This is a genomic window from Halomonas sp. NyZ770 (genome assembly GCF_020616575.1).
GTDB lineage: Bacteria > Pseudomonadota > Gammaproteobacteria > Pseudomonadales > Halomonadaceae > Vreelandella > Vreelandella hamiltonii.
The window spans coordinates 172,813-187,709 of sequence record NZ_CP085143.1 but is presented as its reverse complement, the minus strand read 5'-3'; the positions used below and the strand labels follow the sequence as shown (position 1 = coordinate 187,709).

12 protein-coding genes are annotated in these 14,897 nt (G+C 62.7%); 8 read left to right on the top strand and 4 right to left on the bottom strand.

Annotation, left to right across the window (positions count from 1 at the left end; all coding sequences use genetic code 11):
• Positions 1-11: 11 nt before the first annotated feature.
• Complete coding sequence (locus LG409_RS00835) at positions 12-1,019, top strand: branched-chain amino acid ABC transporter permease (RefSeq protein ID WP_039180704.1); 1,008 nt, start codon at positions 12-14, stop codon at positions 1,017-1,019.
• On the top strand, positions 1,016-2,341 hold the full coding sequence (locus LG409_RS00830; RefSeq protein WP_227407435.1) for a branched-chain amino acid ABC transporter permease: 1,326 nt from the start codon (positions 1,016-1,018) through the stop codon (positions 2,339-2,341). Before LG409_RS00835 ends, LG409_RS00830 begins: the two co-directional genes overlap by 4 nt.
• Positions 2,342-2,467: 126 nt before the next feature.
• On the opposite strand, the gene LG409_RS00825 is transcribed toward LG409_RS00830, so the two are convergent.
• The 3 genes from LG409_RS00825 to LG409_RS00815 form a co-directional block, all read right to left on the bottom strand.
• Positions 2,468-3,676 carry an ABC transporter substrate-binding protein gene (locus LG409_RS00825; RefSeq protein WP_039180708.1) on the bottom strand — a complete coding sequence of 403 codons (1,209 nt, stop codon included), beginning with the start codon at positions 3,674-3,676 and terminating at the stop codon, positions 2,468-2,470.
• Positions 3,677-3,795: 119 nt separating this feature from the next.
• Positions 3,796-5,361 (bottom strand): phospholipase D family protein, encoded by a 1,566-nt coding sequence (locus LG409_RS00820; RefSeq protein WP_227407434.1) that lies wholly within the window; start codon positions 5,359-5,361, stop codon positions 3,796-3,798.
• The gene (locus LG409_RS00815) at positions 5,342-5,578 is read right to left on the bottom strand and encodes a hypothetical protein (protein ID WP_227407433.1); all 237 of its coding nucleotides are present in this window, start codon (positions 5,576-5,578) and stop codon (positions 5,342-5,344) included. Before LG409_RS00815 ends, LG409_RS00820 begins: the two co-directional genes overlap by 20 nt.
• 67 nt (positions 5,579-5,645) lie before the next feature.
• Between LG409_RS00815 and LG409_RS00810 the strand changes: the two genes are divergently transcribed.
• Together LG409_RS00810 and rapA are read left to right on the top strand one after the other, a co-directional pair.
• Positions 5,646-6,449: a TlpA disulfide reductase family protein gene (locus LG409_RS00810; RefSeq protein WP_227407432.1), complete on the top strand. Its 804-nt coding sequence runs from the start codon at positions 5,646-5,648 to the stop codon at positions 6,447-6,449.
• A 115-nt stretch (positions 6,450-6,564) separates the two neighbouring features.
• A complete protein-coding gene (gene rapA / locus LG409_RS00805) occupies positions 6,565-9,510 on the top strand; it encodes an RNA polymerase-associated protein RapA (protein ID WP_227407431.1) in 2,946 nt (981 codons plus the stop codon).
• A 30-nt stretch (positions 9,511-9,540) separates the two neighbouring features.
• On the opposite strand, the gene LG409_RS00800 is transcribed toward rapA, so the two are convergent.
• Positions 9,541-10,443, bottom strand: coding sequence for a TIGR01777 family oxidoreductase (locus tag LG409_RS00800; RefSeq protein ID WP_227407430.1), 903 nt, complete (start codon positions 10,441-10,443; stop codon positions 9,541-9,543).
• A 200-nt stretch (positions 10,444-10,643) separates the two neighbouring features.
• On the opposite strand from LG409_RS00800, the gene LG409_RS00795 reads away from it, so the two are divergent.
• From LG409_RS00795 to LG409_RS00780, 4 genes are all read left to right on the top strand, one after another.
• Positions 10,644-11,714 carry an NAD(P)/FAD-dependent oxidoreductase gene (locus tag LG409_RS00795; protein ID WP_227407429.1) on the top strand — a complete coding sequence of 357 codons (1,071 nt, stop codon included), beginning with the start codon at positions 10,644-10,646 and terminating at the stop codon, positions 11,712-11,714.
• A 245-nt stretch (positions 11,715-11,959) separates the two neighbouring features.
• The gene (locus LG409_RS00790; RefSeq protein WP_198517433.1) at positions 11,960-12,880 is read left to right on the top strand and encodes a MerR family transcriptional regulator; all 921 of its coding nucleotides are present in this window, start codon (positions 11,960-11,962) and stop codon (positions 12,878-12,880) included.
• 30 nt (positions 12,881-12,910) lie between these two features.
• Positions 12,911-14,323: a deoxyribodipyrimidine photo-lyase gene (gene phrB / locus LG409_RS00785; protein WP_227407428.1), complete on the top strand. Its 1,413-nt coding sequence runs from the start codon at positions 12,911-12,913 to the stop codon at positions 14,321-14,323.
• A gap of 90 nt (positions 14,324-14,413) precedes the next feature.
• Complete coding sequence (locus LG409_RS00780) at positions 14,414-14,851, top strand: nuclear transport factor 2 family protein (RefSeq protein WP_227407427.1); 438 nt, start codon at positions 14,414-14,416, stop codon at positions 14,849-14,851.
• Positions 14,852-14,897 lie beyond the last annotated feature (46 nt).

The window sequence follows — 14,897 nt, the reverse complement described above, 5'->3', positions numbered from 1 at the left end:
GGGAGAAACCTGTGAACGAACTGGTCTTTTTTATCAATAACGTGGTGATCGCGGGCAGCGTGACAGGCTCGATCTATGCCATCGGGGCAATTGGCGTCACGCTGATCTTCAGCATCATGCGCTTTGCGCACTTTGCCCACGCCGACATGATGACCTTCGGCGCCTTCATGGTGCTGCTGCTGACCACCGCCTTCCCGGCGGTCGGCCCCAGCATAGGCGTGCCGACCGCACTGGTCATGCTGCCCTTGGCCATGCTCTTGACCGCGCTGCTGGCGGTGGGCATCGACAAGGCCTTCTACAAGCCGCTGCGTGCCCACGGCGTCAAGCCCATCGTCATGGTGATTGGCTCCCTCGGTGTCACCCTGATGCTGCAGGGCCTGATTCGTCTGTTTGCCGGTACCGGCGGGCAAAGCCTTTACGTGGATGACCGCAAGGAGATCTTCCGCATTGCCCTGCCCTTCGAAGGGGTCCGTGCGCCCATCGTGATCACTGAACCGCAGATTTACCTGTTCGTGATCACCCTGGTAGCCGTCATTGCGCTGCACGTCTTTCTGAATCGCTCACGGTTGGGCAAGGCCATGCGCGCCATGTCGGACAACCCGGAGCTGGCCCAGGCGTCGGGCATCAATACCAACACCATCGTGGCGGTGACCTGGGTGATTGCAGGGGGCCTGGCGGCCATCGCCGGTACGCTGCTGTCGCTGGATGTCACCTTCAAGCCTGATCTGAGCTTCTTCCTGCTGCTGCCGATCTTTGCAGCGGCCATCGTGGGCGGCGTGGGGCACCCTTACGGCGCCATTGCCGGCGGGTTCGTGGTGGGCTTTGCCGAGACCCTGGCCGTCTTCAACTGGAACGTGCTGTTACGCCCCTTCCGCGACAGCTTGCCCGCCTGGCTGGAGCTGCCGTCGAACCTGGCGTTCGTCAGCACGGAGTACAAGATCGTGGTGCCCTTCTTTATCCTGGTGGCCATTCTCGTATGGCGTCCCACCGGTCTGTTTAAAGGCAAGGTGATCCAATGAACTCTTCATCGAAGCTGCGCAACCCCGACTACACGCCGCAGGATGCTACGCCCAAACGCCGGTTCCCGATTCGTGAGCTGGTGCTGTTCGGCGCGCTGTTTGCGGCCATTCTGGCGGTCTATGCCATCATGGGATCGGCTTACAGCACCCGTATGCTGGTCGAAGCCGCCTGCTATGCCATCCTGGCGCTGGGCCTGACCATTCAGTGGGGGTACGCGGGCCAGTTCAATGCGGGCGTCATGGGCTTCGTGGCGCTGGGTGGCTTCTGCGCCATGCTGTTCAGTGTGCCGGTCAACGATGCTTTCTGGGGCAGCGAGCTGCCTGGCGAACTCGGTCGCGTGTTGCTCTACGGCCTGGCGGCTTTCGTGGTGGTGCTGGGCGCCACGCGTCTCGACCGCCTGGGCGTGCCGAAAAAACTGCGTACCGTGGTGGCCGTGGTGCTGGCCGTGGTGCTCTACCTGGTGGTCATCAGCCTGCTGCGCGATGTCACCAGCCAGATTCAATCCCAGGCAGGTTTCGTCGGCGGTTTCGGCCTGCCAGCCTGGGTCGGCTGGATCGTCGGCGGTGCCCTGGCGGGCGGCGTGGGCTACCTGATCGGCCATGTCTGCCTGGGCCTGCGCAGCGACTACCTTGCCATTGCCACGCTGGGCATTGCAGAAATCATCAAGGCGTTTCTGAAGAATTCCGACTGGCTCACCCGGGGCACGGCCACGGTGTCTCCGCTCCCCTGGCCAACCCCTGGCCCCGCCGAGCTGGGCTTTACGCTGGCACGCGCGGTGTATCTATCGCTCACGGCGGTGGTCATCGCGGTCATCTTCTTCCTGCTCCATCGCGCCTACCACGCGCCCTGGGGGCGCATGATTCGCGCCATCCGTGACAACGAAGTCTCGTCATCGGCCATGGGCAAGGACATCAACAAGCGCCGCCTGGAGATTTTTGTGCTGGGCTGCATTCTGATGGGCCTGGGGGGCGGCATGCTGGGCACCTTCAACAGCCTGTTCGACCCGCAAGGCTACCTGCCCCTCAACCACACCTTCCTGGTGCTGGTGATGGTGATTCTGGGCGGCCCGGGCAATAACCTGGGCACGATCTTTGGTGCCGTGGCGGTCTATATCATCTGGATCATGTCGGAACCGCTGGCGCTGTTCTTGATGCAGCTGTTCGTCTCGCTGGGCGAAAGCGCCTTTGGCTGGGAGGCACCGGGCAACATGGACAGCCGAGCTCTCCAGGCCAGGGTGCTGGTGATTGGCATGCTGATCACCCTGGTACTGCGCTTTGCTCCCAAGGGGCTGCTGCCCGAGAAGATCAAGACCCACGGATAACACGCCCCGTAACGCTTACCCCAATAACACTCACCACAATAACGCTCACCACAATGCAAAATGCCCGGCCAATCATGGCCGGGCATTCGTTTGTGGGCGGTCAGTTGACCAGTACTGCGTCCAGGGTTATGGCTCTACCAACCCCTTGGTGGTGAAGGTGCCGTTCTCGACCACCATCTCGACCACCACGCCGGGCACATCGCCGTTCTCGTCGAACTCATGAGAGCCGGAAGCGCCTTCGTAGTTGATCTCAGTGCCTTCGGCAATCAGCGCCACCGCTTTTTCCCATTCGCCCGGCAGAATCACTTCACCCGGCGCGCTGGAAACGCTGCGCAGCGCTTCCGACAAGCCTTCACGCTCGGCGCTGCCGTTCTGCTCGATGGCCAGGGCAATCAGGAAAGCCGCATCGTACGCCTGGGCGGCAAACACCGCGCTGGGGTCGATGCCCGCGGCTTCGGCGGCGCTATTGAACAGTTCCGTGCCGGGCAGCTCCGGGCTACCGGGGCGCGTGGCGATCATGCCATCGAGGACATCGGCACCAATCGCCTGCACCAGGCTGTCTCCTACCATGCCGTCGGCACCCACGTACTGGGTGAACATGCCACTCTCATAGGCTTGACGCAGCACGGTCTGGCCAGAGGTGTCGGCATAGGCCAGCACGACCAGGGTGTCGGCGCCACTGGCGGAGAGGGAGCCCAGTTCGGAGCGGTAGTCGGCACGGTTGTCTTCATGGGCCAGATTTTCGGCCACTTCGCCACCGCCCGCCGTGAAGGCCGCGCTGAAGGCGTCAGAAAGGCCACGGCCATAGTCGTTGTTCACGAACGTGACGGCTACATAGTCGATGCCCTTGTCCAGCAGCAGTTTGGCCAGCATTTCGCCCTGGAAGGCGTCGGACGGCACGGTACGGAACACCAGGTCGTTATCGTTCAGCTCGGACACCGCAGGCGCGGTGGAGGCGGGAGACACCATCATCACGCCGCCGGGGATGGCCGCGTTATTGGCCGCAGCAATCGTGGCCCCGGTGCACAGCGCACCGACGATGGCGGTGACGTTTTCAGTATTGACCATACGGTCGGCGGCGTTGGACGCGGCCGATGCATCCGAGCAGGTCGTATCCCCTGACGGCATGACCAGCGTCTGGCCGCCCAGCACGCCCCCTTGTTCGTTGATCTGGGCAACGGCGAGCTTGGCCCCCTCGAAAATAGGCGGCGTCAGGCTTTCGATCCCCCCGGTAAAGCCGCCCAGGAAGCCCACTTTGACTTCCGCCTGGGCCACCCCTGTCAGGGCCATGGTAGAGGCCGCAATGGCGGTGGCTAATGCGCGCTTGTTGATCATGTTATTGGTCGCTCCCAGTGTGTTGAGTGCCTCGACTCTCCGGCACGAGGCTCCCCTTAATCTGGAACCGGAACGCCAAAAACACAAGCAACGCTTTCCAACGCTTCATGATGAAGTGCTTATAACCACTTTTCCAGGCGCAGCACACGACTGATCCAGGCATTGAAGTGTCGCCACCAGCCTCCGGGCTCTTCGCTCAGCACCGCCAGCTGCCCTTCCTGCTGCCACTGCCAGACCAGCTGCCCTTGCTCATCCAGCCGCACCTGATAGCTGATCGCCGGGTCCTGACCCACGCTCACCAACGTGTCGAAAGCATCCACCAGCGACGCACTGCGCATCAGCACGCCGACTTCGGTATTCCACAGCACCGAACGCGGGTCCACGTTGAACGAACCGACGAACAGCTGATCATCGAACAGGATGGCCTTGATATGCAGCGCCGAGGCAGAGGCCCCTGGCACGCGCATCTCCTCGCGCTCCGCGCCTGCACCGCCCTCCTGTTCAGGCCGCATTTCATAGAGGCTGACACCGCTCTCCAGCAGGGTCGCCCGCCATGGCGCATAAGGGCCATGCACCACGGCCGCGTCGGTGGATTCCAGAGAGTTGGTGATGATATCGACCTCGACCCCCTGCTCCGACAGCTCGACCAGGCGCCTCACCCCCCGCTCGGTGGGCACGAAATAGGCCGAAATCAGTACCAGTCGCTCATCGAGATGGGTGGCTTGGGTCAGATCGCCCAACAGGGTGTCCTGCCAGTCTGGCGCACCAGCCTGAGCCAGTTTGCCAGGGGCATCCCATAGCGCCAGCCCTTCCCCCCAGTGCAGGGTTTCCCACGGCGGCGCCTGGCGAGGCTGCCGACGCAAACCGGTGAAGTAAGAAGAGTCGGCATGCTCCTCCAGCCACGCGTCCAGCGACACCTTCAGCGCTTGCCAGGCAGAGGCGTCAGCCTGGTGATAGCGCTCGATGGGCTGGGACAGGCCATGGTTCCAGTAAAGATCGAAGCTTTCCGACAGCGCAGGCACCACATCACCTATCGTCACCACATCCAGGTCGGCAAAGTTGCGCGCATCATTGGCATCGAAGTACTCATCGCCCAGATTACGCCCGCCGACGATAGCCACGCTGTTATCGGCAATCCACAGTTTGTTGTGCATGCGCCGATGCTGCTGGCCGGGATTGACCGCCGATGCCAGCACCCGGGTGACCAGATGGCCGCGCCCCACCGGCAGCGGGTTGTATACCCGCACATGGATATTGGGATGGCTGGCCAAGGCCGCCAGGCGGTCGCCTTGCCCCACCGCCCCGATATCATCGACCAGCAGGCGTACACGCACGCCCTGTTCGGCGGCCTCCATCAGGCGCGACAGCACCAGCCGCGTGGTTTGCCCATCGCCCAGCAGGTAGGTTTGAATGTTCAATTCCCGCTGCGCCTGGCTGATCAGCCCTGCCCGTACAGCGAAGGCCTCCTGGCCGTTGGCCAGCAGCGCAAAACCGTCTGGTGCCGTCTGTTCGGCCATGGCCTGCGCCACTTGAGTGCCCAGCCAAGTCTCACGAGCGTCGCTGAGCGAAAGCGCGCTATGGTGGTCGCGTACCACGGCGTGGGTGCACCCCACCAGCAGGCTGCAGAGCAGTAACAGCCACGCACTGCGCATGTCCCACCAGGCGTTAACCATCGTGACGGTCACGCGTAGCTTCCGCTTGCTGCTTCTGGCGGCGTTTGGCGCGGTACCAGCGCAGCGTGGCAATGGTCAGCGCCACGCCTACCATGGCAGCCAGTACGCCCCCCTGCCAGGGCCGCGCGGCGTCGCCCATCACGGTTTCCAGGGTGATAATGAGCGTTAGCCCCAACGCTTGTGAGCCAATCGCCAGGGCGCGCAGGCGGTCAAAGGAAGTTTGCGACATCGACCTCTCCGAGATGAGTTGCATGCATGATATGGTGAATCAGTGTAACTGCTTAACGGACAAACTGATGAATGCCATTGCACTTGGCCCGCTACTGATCTCGACACCACGCCTCTACGCCCTGGGAGTGGCGCTCATGCTGCTGGTGAGCAGCCGCTACCTGCTGGGGCTGAGTGGCCAGCAGCACACGCGCTGGTTCAACGGCTTGCTGCTGGTATGGCTGGTCGGCGCTCGTGCCGTGTTCGTCATTCTACACTGGGAGAGCTACAGTCAGGCGCCGCTGGATATCCTCAAGCTGTGGCAGCCGGGTTTCAATGCCCTTGGCGGCCTGGTAGCGGGCCTGATATGGACCGCTTGGGCGCTGCGTGAGCGGCTGCTGGCCATGATCGGCGGTCTGGCCATGACCGTGGGCGCGGCCAGCCTTTGGCTGGTCCTGGTCACTCTGGCACCGCTAGGGCCCACCTTCGCGGTGGCATCCGTGCCGGACATCACCCTGGAAGATCTGGACGGCAACCCGATAAACCTGGCCTCCCTCGATACGCAGGGTGACCTGCTGATGGTCAACCTGTGGGCCACCTGGTGCCCGCCCTGCCTCCGCGAAATGCCGTTGCTGGAAGCCGCAGACCAGATGGAGGGGGTCAGCGTGGTGGTGGTCAACCAAGGCGAAGACCTGTTGCCCATCGTGCGCTACCTGGATGAACAGCAGCTGGTGTTTCGTCATGCACTGCGCGACCCTCGGCAGCTGTTGATGGCCGAATTCGCAGCCCCCGGCCTGCCCACGACCGTATTGTTCGACGCCCAGGGGCAAACACTGGACGTGCACGTCGGTGAACTCACCCGCGCTCACCTGGAGCGCTGGCTGAACGATTGACCATGATAGCCCTTAATCCCCTCGCTGCTTTGCGTTAGAATCCCCCGCCCTGTCTGCCACCGAGGCCCATTCCCGGTGGCGAGCGACCCGATTTTGACGACTTCCTCGAGGCATCATGAGCGATTTTTCTCCCGGCCAGCGCTGGATTAGCGACGGTGAGGCCGAGCTTGGGCTTGGCACCGTGCTTAACTGCGACGCCCGTAGCGTTACCATCTTGTTCAGTGCCAGCCAGGAAACCCGCACCTACAACACCCGCCAGGCGCCCCTCACCCGAGTCATGTTCGGCAGCGGTGACCGGGTCCTGTCAGCCGACGGCTGGCAGATGATCGTGGACGACAGCAAAGAGAGCCGTGGCCTGATCACCTATATCGGTGAAGACAGCGACGGCAACCTGCGCGAACTGCCCGAAGCACGCCTGGCCGACACCATGCAGTTCGACCAGGCCCGTGACCGCCTGCTGACCGGCCAGGTCGATCGCAACGACTGGTTCGACCTGCGTTTTCGTACCCTGCATCACTTTCAGCGTATTGAACAGCACAGCGCCCTGGGGTTTGCCGGGCCGCGCATCGACCTGATTCCCCACCAGCTCTATATCGCCGACGAAGTCGCACGCCGCCACGCCCCCAGGGTGCTGCTGGCCGATGAAGTGGGACTTGGCAAGACCATTGAAGCAGGCTTGATCCTCCACCGCCTGCTGTTGGCAGGCCGCGTAGAGCGCGCGCTGATTCTGGTACCCGATAGCCTGACCCACCAGTGGCTGGTGGAGCTGTTGCGCCGCTTCTCGCTGACCGTCACGCTGCTCGACGAGCATCAGAGCCAGGCCCACGGCAGCGCCAATCCGTTCGAGAGCGCCCAGCTGGTGCTGGCCAGCCAGGGCTGGCTGTTTGCCAATCGTCACCGTCAGGAACAGGCCCTGGCCAGCCGTTTCGACCTGCTGATCGTCGACGAGGCGCATCACCTGGATTGGCACCCGGAGACCAGCGGCCCCGGCTACCTGTGCGTGGAGCAGCTGGCCGCCGAGATCCCCGGCCTGCTGCTGCTCACCGCCACCCCCGAGCAGATGGGCCAGGAGAGCCACTTTGCGCGGCTACGCCTGCTGGACCCGGAGCGCTACCACGACATCGAGCGCTTCAAGGACGAAGAGCAGCACTACGTCGCCGTGGCCAGCGCCATCGATGCGCTGGAAGAACTTCCCCAGACACCCAGCGCCCGCGAGCGCGTGGCCACCATCGCCGACGACCGCGACAGCCAGGCCCTGCTGGCGACGCTGTGCAACGCCGAGGCCAGCTCTGAACAGCAGGATGCGGCCCGTGCCCAACTGCGCGATGCGCTGCTCGACCGTCACGGCACCGGGCGCGTCATGTTCCGCAACAGCCGACGCCACGTGGGCGGCTTCCCGGAGCGGCGGCTGCACCTGACCAAGCTGGAGCTGCCCTCCGCCTATCGCCGAGTGCTGCGCCGCCTGGAGCGCGACGAGGACTATCTGGACGAGCTGCTCATCGAAACCGGCATGGACCACCCGGACGTACTGATCTACCCGGATGCCATGTACCGCGAGCTGAGCAATGACCCACTGAACGGTGAACCCTGGTGGCATATCGACCCCCGGGTCAACTGGCTGCTGGAAAAGCTCAGCGACGACAGCGAAGACGGTTTTGCCAACGACAAGGTGCTGGTCATTGCCCACCACCGCGAGACCGCCGAAGGGCTGGCCGAAGGCCTGCGTGTGCTGGGCGGCTACCAGGCACCGGTATTCCACGAAGGGCTGTCGCTGGTGGAGCGCGACCGCGCCGCCGCCGCCTTCGCCGACGAGGAAGATGGCTGCCAAGTGCTGGTGTGCTCCGAAATCGGCTCCGAAGGCCGCAACTTCCAGTTCTGTCGTCATCTGGTGATGTTCGACATGCCCCAACACCCGGACCAGCTGGAGCAGCGGATTGGCCGCCTCGACCGGATTGGCCAACGCCACGCCATCGAGCTGCACGTGCCCAGCTTCATCGGCAGCCCGGGGGAGCGGCTGCAGCGCTGGTACGACGAAGGCATGGCCGCTTTCAGTGCCCCCCACGGTATTGGCAGCGACCTGTTCGACGCCTTTGGCGACGCGCTGGCCGATGCGCTGCTCGACGATGAAGCGCTCGCCGAGATCATCGACGAAACCCACGCAATGTTCACCGCCAAACTGGCCGAGCGCGACGCGGGCCGCAACCGGTTGCTGGAGCTGAACGCCTGCCGCCCGGCCCAGGCGCAACAGGTCATTGATGCGGTACGTGAGTTGGATGAAGACCCGGCACTGCCCCGCTACGTGGAGCGTGCGCTGGATATCTTCGGGGTCGATAGCCAGGAAATTGGCAATGGCCTGCTGCACCTGCAGCCCAGCCAGCACATGCTGGACGGGCTGCCGGGGCTGGTCAAAGGGGAAGAGGGCTTCTCTGCCACCTACAGCCGTGCCCAGGCCCTGGCGCGGGATGACGTGCAACGCCTCTCCTGGGAGCACCCGCTACTGCGCGAGATGATGGGACGCATTCTGGATGGCACCATGGGCAATACTGCCCTGGCGCTGCTGCGCCATCCGGCCATTCCCAGTGGACGACTGATGGCCGAGCTGATCTTCCGCACCCACTGCCCGGCGCCTAAAGCGCTGCACCTGAACCGCTTTTTGCCCCCCACGGCCGTCCGGGTACTGCTGGATGAGTCCGGGGCCAATCTGACCAGCAAGATCTCCTTTACCGGGCTGGGCAAAAATCTGCAGAAGGTCAACAAGTCGCTGGCCCGTGACCTGATCAAGAGCCGTCATGACCAGCTGCGTGACCTGCTGACCCAAGGGGAGAGCGAGGCCGAGCGGGAGCTGCCCAGCATCGTGGAAGCCGCCGAAACGCGCATGCGTGCTCAGCTGGATGCCGAGCTGGCCCGCCTGACGGCGCTGGCAGAGCACAACCCGGCGGTGCGCAGCGAGGAGCTGGAAGCCCTCAAGCAGGAGCGTCAGGCGCTCAGCGATGCCATCGAAAACACTCGCCTGCGGCTCGACTCGGTCCGGGTCATCATCACCGTGGACCCGAACGCCTAGCGAACGCCTAGACCAGCGGCTTGCTGGCGGCTAGAAAATGGCCGCCAGCGCTTTCGGTAGCGTCGGGTATTGAAAGCTGAATCCCTCCTCGAGCAGTCGTGCCGGTCGCATGTCCGCGCCGGTCAACAGCAGCTGTGACATCTCGCCGAAGCCCGCCTTCAGCACGAAGGCAGGTACCGGGAAAATGGCGGGACGATGCAGTTGCTTGGCCAGCGTCTGGGTGAACTCGGCGTTGGTCACCGGATGCGGTGCACTGCCGTTGAAAGCACCCGACAGACCAGACCCGTTGATCAAGAAGATGATGGCGGCTACCAGGTCGTCTCGATGGACCCAGGGCATGAACTGCTGACCATCGCCGAACCGCCCACCCAGCCCTAGCTTGAAAGGCGGCACCATTTTTTGCAGGGTGCCGCCGCCTGCCGCAAGCACCAGGCCTATGCGCAGAATGGCCAACCGAACCCCCAAAGCTTCCACCGGCTTGGCAGCGGCTTCCCACTGGGCACACAGCCGATGGGCAAACTCATCGTGGGGCTGAGTAGCCTCATCCACGACCTTGCTGCCCTGATCGCCGTAATACCCCATGGCCGAGCCACTGACCAGGACCGCAGGCAGCGGCTGACCGTTGGCCGCCAACTGCTCGCACAGCGCCACCAGCTGCTGGGTGCTGTCGACCCGCGAGCGAATCAGCCGCTCCTTTTGCTCGACGCTCCAACGTTTGGCGGCTATCGACTCCCCTGCCAGGTTCACCAGCGCATCGGGGGGCGTATCGATAAATGCCTGCGCGCTGTCGCGGATATCACACTCGGGGGGCAGCTTTCCGCGTACCTTGTGGGGCGTGCGCGACACCACCTGCACGTCGTGCCCTTGGGCAATCAGCTGTGGGCACAGACGCTGTCCCACGAACCCGCTACCGCCGGTAATCAGTACTCGCATGGTATTCCCTCCTGAAGCTGGATAGTCCCTGCACTCCATCACCTATCCATGATCTATCCATCACCTATGGCAAAACGCCGTCGCTGTGCGCAGCGGGCGAGTCGACCATCCGTATTGCAACTTTTTAAATTGTACGATATCTATACACAACTGCTACAATAGAATTATCTTTCGACACGTCATCGCTTCCGTGAGCCGCCATGCCTGAATCCATTTCCGCTCCCCCTGCTCTTACCTCGCGTGACGCCGTGGCCATCATCGGTGCAGGTATGGCAGGGCTCGCCTGTGCTCACCTGTTGGCACAGCACGGCGTGACGGTCAGCCTGTTCGACAAGGCGCGAGGGCCGGGTGGCCGCATGTCCAGCAAGGGCCGCCCCGCGGCGACGCTTGATCTGGGCGCTCAGGCATTTACCGTGCGCAATGCCGATTTCGCCCAACAGCTCGCCCAGTGGCAAGACGCAGGCTGCGTGGCCCCTTGGCCAACGTGCACTTATCAGGCTAGTGCATCCGGTTGGCAAACACACGATGACGGCCAGTTGCGTTATACCGGGGTTCCGCGCATGAGTGCGCTGACTCGGTATCTAATAGATGCCATCGCTCTTCATGCACACACGTCCTTCCATTCGGAAACACGTATCGTTGCATTGCAGCGAGTCACGGCTGGCGAATGGCATTTGAAAGACGCTGCAGGAAACCATCATGGGCCCTTCAGCCGCGTCGTTATCACGGCGCCGCCGCCCCAAGCTAGCGAACTCATCGGCCAGTGGGCTCCCGAGCTGAGCGCCGCCTGTGACGCGCGTCCACAGCGGGGGTGCTGGGCTGCCTGGGCCATTTTTGCAGCGCCGCTACCCGCGCCCTCGGGCGTTGCCGAACACTGGCAAAGCCTGCATGCGCAGCACCCCAAGCTGCGCCTCGTCTCCCGCAACCACACCAAGCCGGGCCGTGACGAGCAGCCCGAAAGCCTGAGCCTCATTGCCCAACTTGACTGGAGCGATGTGCATATCGAACTGCCCCCCGAAGAAGCTGCACAGCATTTGCTGGAAGCTTTTCTGGAGTGTCTGCCTGTTCCCGGGGCATCACTGCCGAGACTGATAGAGCTGGGCGCCCATCGCTGGCGGTACGCCCAGGCTGAAGAGCCGGAAGCACAGGGATACCTATACAGCCAGCAGGGCATCGCGCTATGCGGCGATAGCTGGAAAGGCAGTCGAGTCGAGGATGCCTGGCTATCCGGGAATGCGCTGGCAAGGGCCTTAATAGGCCGGTCGGTCTAACGATTATCACCACAGGAGTGTCGCGGCATGGAAGCCACAGAGGTTGTACCCAGCGGCCACAAGTTGTACAAAGGTGGCTATAATAGCGTGACGCTATTTCAGCGATTATCGGTTCATCGACGTAGCGACACGCCCCGAACCCGAATGAGTGGCATACCGCCGACCCGGCACTGCAAGATCGCCACGGCAATTACAGACAGACCCCTGCAATACCTATTGCAGGCAACCAAGAGGCAATGGCGCCCATGAGCAACAAGGCGACCCACCCACCCGATACTCCGCTCTATCCGATTCGGGAAGTCTCCCGTCTGACGGGTGTGAACTCGGTCACCCTGCGCGCCTGGGAGCGACGCTACGGTTTGATTCGCCCGCAACGCACGCCAAAAGGCCATCGGCTTTACGCGCAGGACGACATCAGTCGCATCGAGCGTATCCTGCAGTGGCTCAACCGTGGCGTACCGGTCAGTCAGGTCGCCGACCTGCTGGACCAGCCGGAAACCGTGGAAGCCCCTGCACCGGATGCCGGTGACTGGGCCAGCCAGCGGCAGCAGCTGCAAGCCATCATCGAAGCGGTCGACCTGCCCAAACTCGAGGCGCTGTATCACCAAAGCCTGGCGCTCTACCCGCTCAGCGTGGCCATCAACGAACTTTGGCAGCCGGTCATCTTGAGCCTGGAAGCCAAATGGGCCGCTCAGCCGGACGACCTGGTGCGGCGCACCTTCGAATCCTTCCTGCGTAGCCAGGTGGGCATTCGCCTGCACTATGCCAACCAGGCTACCCGTGGCCCGCTGCTGCTGCTGACCGCCATGCCTGATGACCCGGGCCCGCTCTGGGTGCTGATGTGCGCCCTGATGGCCAGCGAACAGGGCTACCGTGTACAGCTGCTCGACCATTCGCTGGCACTGGAAGATCTGCCTCAGGCAGTATCGCGCCTGCACTCTTCCATGGTGCTGCTCTCCAGCGGTCAGCGCGAAAACGACCACTACATTCGGGTCGACCTGCCCAAGGCGGCCGAGCGTTTGGGCGTACCGATCGGCGTGTGCGGCGAAGTCGCCCGACTGCGTGAAACAGAGCTGCGCGACGGCCCGGTACACATGCTGGGCGATGACCTGCCTCAGGCCGTGGCGCGTTTGCGCCCGCTGCTACGCGAGTCAGGTATTCTCTAGCACTCAACAGGACACGCCACGGGAGTGCGCATGGATCTGCAGTTGGTTTGGCTACGCAGTGACCTGCGTATTCACGATAACTCTGCCTTGGCGGCGGCTGCCGCCAAAGGCCCGGTGGTGGCCGTCTTTTTACGCAGCGTAAAGCAGTGGCGCGCCCATGGTCACGGCGCTAACAAGCTCGATTTCTGGGCACGCGGTGTGCATTCCCTCAAGGAGTCCTTGAGCGGTCTCAACATCCCGCTATTGCATCGCGATATCGATAGCTTCGATGAAGCCCCCGATGTGCTGCTCGCGCTAGCTCAAGAGCACGGCGTAAAGCAACTGCACTTCAATTACGAATATCCGCTGAACGAACAGCGCCGTGACCAGGCCGTCCTGAAAGCCTTCAAACACGCGGGTATTACGGCACAGGGCCACCACGATGCCATTGCCTTTGCGCCAGGTAGCCTGCTGACCGGCAAGGGCGATTACTATGGCGTCTTCACCCCCTTCGCCAAGGCGTGGCACAAGCAGATAACTCAGGAGCAGCTGGCACTACGCGATACGCCTCAGGCGCAGTCGCCTCTGGATCTGCCCAGTGATCCACTGCCCGCCCTCCCCGAGCTCGAGGACTCCCCCGTGGATGGCCGCCAATGGCCTGCGGGTGAAAACGCGGCCAGCGATCACCTGGAGCGCTTTCTACGCTTTCGCGGGCGGCACTACCAACGACAGCGCGACTTCCCCAACGTACGTGGTACCAGTGAGCTTTCGCCTTACCTGGCGCTGGGCATGATCTCGTATCGCCAATGTTTACAAGCCGTGATGAGCGAAAACGAGGGGCATCTGGCGGACGGGGACGCCGGACTCACCACTTGGGTCAGCGAGCTGATCTGGCGAGAGTTTTACCAGCATGTGGCCGTGGGCTTTCCTCAGGTGTGCCGGCACCAACCCTTTCAGGAGCATACCCGCGATCTGGCCTGGCGTGACGACGATGAGGGGTTTGCAGCCTGGTGCGAAGGGCGCACTGGCTACCCCATCGTGGATGCGGCCATGCGCCAATTGGTGACGACCGGCTGGATGCACAACCGACTGCGTATGGTCACCGCCATGTTCTTGAGCAAGCATTTATTGATCGACTGGCGGCGTGGGGAAGCCTTTTTCATGCGCCATCTGGTCGATGGTGAATTTTGCGCCAACAACGGTGGCTGGCAGTGGGCGGCCTCCACGGGCACGGACGCTGCGCCCTACTTCCGCATCTTCAACCCCACCACCCAGTCAACGCGTTTCGACCCTGAAGGGGCCTTCATCGCCCACTGGCTACCAGAGCTGGCTTCCTTGCCCGCCAAGGCGCGTCATGCGCCACCACAGGACATGCTGAACCCGGTGGACTACCCGGCTCCCATCGTCGATCACAAGGCCGCCCGTCAACGTGCCCTGGACGCCTTCAAGGCCTTGTCGAAGTAGGCCAGATAAGCACTGCCCCCTGTCGGCGGCCCTCGCCGCCGATATCGCTGTTCCCCCCACGTGGCACCGTTACTCAACAAGGAATTCGTTATGAACAACGAACAGGCCTTGGCGCACTTTTGCGCCTTCTTCAATAAACTAGACAGTACCTGTACAGAAAAACTATACGAGGTATATACTGAAGGAGTTGTTTTCAACGATCCGCTCCATCACATTGAGGGTAGGCAAGCACTGGAACGCTATTTCGCCACCATGTACGAGAACGTCACGCATTGCCAGTTCACTTATCACACCCAGCAAATTCAAGGTGATCAGGCGTTTGTCACATGGACCATGGCGTTCGTTCATCCTCGCCTTGCTGGCGGCCGACCCATTCAGGTCGATGGGTGTAGCGCCCTGACCTTCGACAATCGTGGAAAAGTGTTACGCCACCGTGACTACTTCGATGCCGGTGCCATGCTGTACGAACACTTGCCGCTCATGGGGCGCGTCATCCGCTGGCTGAAGAAGCGTCTGGAGCAGAATTGAAACAGGATTGCCACGCCGCACGCACATGGCGTGCTCACAGGGCCAA